At 69.9% G+C, this 3,602-nt stretch carries 2 protein-coding genes; one reads left to right on the top strand and one right to left on the bottom strand.

Translation table 11 applies throughout. From position 1 onward, the window contains the following. Window positions 1-1,256, top strand: a 1,256-nt coding sequence (locus D7Y13_RS39820) for a protein adenylyltransferase SelO (protein WP_120631002.1), incomplete at its 5' end; no start/stop codon positions are given. A 13-nt stretch (window positions 1,257-1,269) separates the two neighbouring features. Here the strand turns inward: D7Y13_RS39820 and D7Y13_RS46125 are convergent. Then, the coding region (locus tag D7Y13_RS46125; RefSeq protein ID WP_158626195.1) for a hypothetical protein at window positions 1,270-3,602 on the bottom strand (2,333 nt) is incomplete at its 5' end.

Here is a 3,602-nt window from a genome sequence, read left to right as displayed (position 1 = left end):
GGTTGGGGGAGCTGCGCGCTCCCGATGGGACGCACTACGAATTGCAGCTCAAGGGGGCGGGCCGGACGCCGTACTCGCGCCGGGCGGATGGGCGCGCGGTGCTGCGCTCCTCCATCCGCGAGTTCCTGTGCAGCGAGGCCATGCACCACCTGGGCGTGCCCACCACCCGCGCGCTGTCGCTCGTCGCTACGGGGGACGCGGTCGTCCGGGACATGTTCTATGACGGGCACCCCCAGGAGGAGCCCGGCGCCATCGTCTGCCGCGTCGCCCCCAGCTTCCTGCGCTTCGGCAACTTCGAGCTGTGCACGAGCCGGGGGGACGTGGCGCTGCTCAAGCAACTGGCGGACTACACGCTGACGCAGTTCTTTCCGGAGCTGGGCGCGCCGTCCAGGGACACCTACGCCGCCTTCTTCCAGGAGGTGGCGCGCCGCACCGCGAAACTCATCGCGCACTGGCAGGCGGTGGGCTTCGTGCACGGCGTGATGAACACCGACAACATGTCCATCCTCGGGCTCACCATCGACTACGGCCCCTATGGCTGGGTGGATGACTTCAACCCTGACTGGACGCCCAACACCACCGACGCTGAAAACGGCCGCTATCGCTTCGGCAACCAGCCCGCCATCGGGATGTGGAACATCGAGCGGCTGGGCGTCGCGCTGATGCCGCTCTTCGACGGTGACGAGGGCCTGCTCCAGGCGGGGCTGCTCGAATACCAGCGCGCGCTGAACGCGCAGATGCTGGCGCGGTACGCGGCGAAGCTGGGCCTTTCCACCTTGGAGGATGACGCGGACGTTGAACGGGTGAACGCGTGTCTGGCGTGGCTGGCCGAGGAGGAGACGGACCTGACCCTCTTCTTCCGGGGCCTGTCCCGCGTGGTGCTTTCTCCCACGGCGCCCACCGTGTTCCCGGACGTGCTGCGCGAGGCCTTCTACAAACCCGTGTCGGAGCCCCACCTGGCCCGGGGCCTCCAATGGCTCACGGCGTGGTGGCAGCGCACGCGGCGTGAGGGCGCGGACCCCGTGGAGCTGGCGCGCCGGATGGACGCGGTGAACCCGAAGTACGTGCTGCGCAACTACCTGGCGCAGGAAGCCATCGACGCGGCGCACGCGGGCGACGACTCGAAGGTGCACCTGCTGCTGGACGTGATGCGACACCCCTTCGACGAACAACCGGGCCGCGAATCCTACGCGGCCCGGCGGCCTGACTGGGCGCGTTCGAAGCCCGGCTGCTCCGCGCTCTCGTGCAGCTCCTGACGCTCCCCGGTGACTAGGGGGTGATGCGGAAGGACCGAAGCTGCGCGGGATGCATGGACAGGGTCAGCCCGCCGTTGACCGTCGGCACCGTCGCGCCCGTCACCGCGTCCCTCACGGTGCCCGCGACGGGCAGGGTGATGACGACATCGTCCACCTGCCGCACGCCCGTGTTCACGACCGCGAGCCAGGTGCCCTGCGCAGCCGCGTTGATGGCGCGCACCACCACGGCGGGGTTGGACGCGGCGTTCGGCACGAGCTGGCCAGGCAGCGCCGGAAGCGACAGGAACGCCTGGTTGAAGGCGCGCGCGTACTCCGGGAAGCCCTGGTTGAAGCTCGCGCTCGACAGGGAGCCCAGGAAGCGCGGGTCACCATTCGCCACGGCCCGAGCCTCGGCGAGCTTCGAGTATGGCCCGGCGTGCTCCACGTCGGTGACGAAGTAGCCGAGCAGCGGGGTGGCGCCCTCCGTCATCGTGTCCTCGTTGAGCGCGAAGTGCCGCACCATCGCCAGGCCCGCGCCGCTCCGAAAGGCATTGAGCGCATCCGGCCGGCCCACGGTGTAGGCGTGGTTGAAGGTGTACGTGAGCGCGCCCTTGCTGTCGGACGTGTAGTGCTGGGGATCGCTCCAGGGGTCGGCGTGCTGCCATTCCCAGCCGCCCCAGGTGCTGAGCGGCGAGAGGAGGGCGTTGAGCTGGCGGTTCTCGCTCAGGGCCTGGTCCAGGGCCATCACGCTCCTGCCCAGGGAGAGCCAGGGCGCGGGGTTCTCCGCGACCATGGCGCCGCCGGTGGTGGGGTGGGAGCGGCCGGCCTCGGTGGCGTCGGAGGTGTAGAGCGTCACGGCGTCGCTGCCCACGCCCTGGGAGCGCAGGTAATCCGTCACGCTGTCGATGAAGGCACGGCGCTTGATCAGCCACCATTCGTAGTAGCGCTGGAGCAGCGCGCTGTCCGCCTGGAGCTGCGGCCGGGTGATGGTGACGCCGCCGTTCGCCTCGGAGGCGAAGCGCGCGAGCGTCGCGTCCGCGAAGCCGATGGGCAGCGCGCTGGAGCGGGGCCGCAGCCACACGCCGACGAACTTCTTCTTCGCCGTGTGCTGGATGACCGTGAGGTCCAGCATCTTCTTGAAGTCCGTCAGCGTGTCCGGGTCGGTGAGGTCGGCGCGGGCGTCCTCGGTCCAGCTGATATGGGTATAGGCGTCGTCGGTGCGCGTGAGGGGCTTCGCGCGCCGCTGGTAGCCCAGGCTGTTGCCGCCACGGCTGCCGGAGTACTCGTAGTAGGGCAGGACCTCCAGGTCGTACCGGCCCAGCATGGTGAGCGTGTCGGCCCAGAGGGACGGGTAGCGGCTCTGATACACCCAGGTGTTGCCACCATAGGGGCCCGAGTCCCAGCCCTGGTTGTGGCCGAACTCCAGCAGGTCATTGGAGAAGGTGTTCATCCCCAGGAACTTCAGCAGCCGGGCCTTGTACTCGTACCAGTCCACCCGGTTCGTCACGCCGAGGAACGGGCCCGGGTCCTGGTTGATGACCCCGTCGGACATCTCCTCGCGGACGAAGAGGTGGCGCTTGGGCAGGCCCGTGGGGGGCAGGGTGACGGGGGCGTAGTAGGCCGGCGCGGCCGGGGCTTCGTAGAGGCGGATCCTCGCGACGGCGGCGCCCCGGGACAGGGGCGCGTCCTCCGGGCGGAAGTGCGCGACGGTGACCCAGAAGCCCTGGGAGGGCGTCAGGTCGCGCGGATGTTCGGTGCCCCGGGGGCGCTGGATGCCGGGGTAGCGGTCGTGCAGGTGAAACAGCGTCTGCCACGTCTGGAATTCACCCGTCTGCGGCAGCTCCAGCGATTCGGGGTTGGGATTGACGTAGGGCGGCTGGAGCGCGTCACCCACGGTGTTGCCCGTGTGGAAGGCGCGTGTGTACTCCGCGCCGTTGTTGGAGATGATGACGGTGCGCGGCACGTCGTCCGGGTACTCGACGGAGAGCACGTAGGCCCTGCCCGCGACCAGGTTCTTGCCCACGCCCAGGCGGTAGGCGAAGTACTTGCGGCCCGGGGTGTCATTGGGCAGCACGCGGACGGCGCGCCCGAGCACGGTCTCGATGCGGCTGCCATTGGCGGGGAACTGCTGGAATGCGTGCGGATCACTGGCGTCGCCGCAGTTCACCTCGTCCACCAGCGTGAGCGCCCCGAAGGCGGGCGGCGGCACGACGCGCGGCCGGGGGCCGGTGCCGACGCGGCCGGTGATGGCGAACTCCACGGCCCCGTTGGTGTTGGTCGCGGGCGCGGACACCAGCAGGTAGCGCCGCTTCGGCACGAGGCCGGTGCCTGCGTCGGTGTAGTCGCGCGTCCAGAGAGGGTCGCTGG

The organism is Corallococcus praedator, from assembly GCF_003612125.1.
Lineage (GTDB): Bacteria > Myxococcota > Myxococcia > Myxococcales > Myxococcaceae > Corallococcus > Corallococcus praedator.
This window is presented reverse-complemented; position numbering and strand designations above follow the sequence as displayed.